This is a genomic window from Phocaeicola sp. RTP21198st1_B8_RTP21198_201120, from assembly GCF_040929485.1.
Taxonomy (GTDB): domain Bacteria; phylum Bacteroidota; class Bacteroidia; order Bacteroidales; family Bacteroidaceae; genus Phocaeicola; species Phocaeicola dorei.
In genome coordinates this window covers 1-1,347 of the sequence record NZ_JBCOCI010000364.1, presented here as the reverse complement: position 1 = coordinate 1,347, position 1,347 = coordinate 1, and the positions used below count along the sequence as shown (strand labels likewise).

Here is a 1,347-nt window from a genome sequence, read left to right as displayed (position 1 = left end):
CGGCCATCCTGCCATTGCCATATACACATAAGCCAATGTTGCTTTTACAGCTCCTTGACTAACAGCAATGTTTACCCCATTTCTTGCGTAGGGTTCTTTAGTATAATTAGCAGGAACCATTGTTTCTGCCTTTTTCAGATCAGATATAATCAGCTCGTAAATTTCAGGAACGGTTGCCAATGGCATGTTGTAATTGATTTCATCTTTCACAACCATAGGTACCTCTCCCCAAGCCATTACAAAGTAAAAATAAGAATAGGCACGCCAATAATAAGCTTGTCCAATGGCTGCATCTTTCTCTTCCTGGCTCACCTCCGGAGTTCGTCCGGCATTATCTATAATGAAATTAGCAGCTTTTACTAATCTCCAACGAGCTCCCCACAATTCAGTCACCCAAGTGTTATTGTCCGAAACATTATAAGTATCTACCTCACGCAACCCCTGTTTATTAGCTGCAGGGTGTGTAGAAATATCATCACCCATCACTGATTCGAAACCTGCCCAGATATTTGCATACATATCACTCGCAACTTTGGAATACATTCCATTCAGAGCCAAGTCCAGATCACCTTTTGAATTGAAGAAATTAGTTACCGCCAACTGCCCTTTAGGATCTTCTGTCAGTAAATCCTGGCAAGACACCATCCAAAGTGCTATCAATGCTAGTCCGACAGATTTGAATATTCTATATATTGTTTTCATATCCATGTATAGTTAAAAGATTAAAAGTTAAGTTTCATACCAAAAGTGAATGTTCTTGGAACAGGATAAGATCCCATATCCACACCATTAAAGCCATAATCGGATTCACTGTACACTTCTGGGTCCATACCTGTATATTTCGTTAATGTAAACAGGTTTTGAGCACTGACCGACAGTTGAATATCGGCTACTTTCGTTATCTTCTTAGGAATATTATACGTAAGGCTTATATTTTTCAGTTTCACAAATGATGCATCTTCAAGCCAGAAGTCGGAATCAGGATAGTTTCTATTATCTGAATTTTTATGACTTGCATACACAGCATCTGCTTTATTGGCTACTTTATCCCAACTTTTGTAATAAGCATCAGATAAAGAGATGAAACGATATACACCTGTCATAGATCCCATCGCATAGCGGCTTACATTCAGTCTATCTTGTCCTAATGCAGCATTGATAAAGAGATTGAGCGTCCAATTTTTCCAAGTAAATGTATTATTCCATCCGAAAGTCCAATTAGGCTCGGCCTGCCCTTTAGTAACCAGATCGTCAGCACCCGGATTGGTTGTCAAACTTCCATTAGATTGATGTTTATACAAGTTGGCGCCCTGGTCATTAAAGTTTGCCCATTCATAAAGATAGAAA

Annotated in this window: 1 protein-coding gene and 1 pseudogene; both read right to left on the bottom strand. The window is 39.1% G+C overall.

The genetic code is table 11. From position 1 onward, the window contains the following. On the bottom strand, positions 1-702 hold a 702-nt coding region (locus AB5935_RS26345; RefSeq protein ID WP_368327911.1), incomplete at its 3' end, for a RagB/SusD family nutrient uptake outer membrane protein. Between the two features lie 20 nt (positions 703-722). Continuing rightward, positions 723-1,347: pseudogene (locus AB5935_RS26340) on the bottom strand (SusC/RagA family protein); the annotation flags it as partial.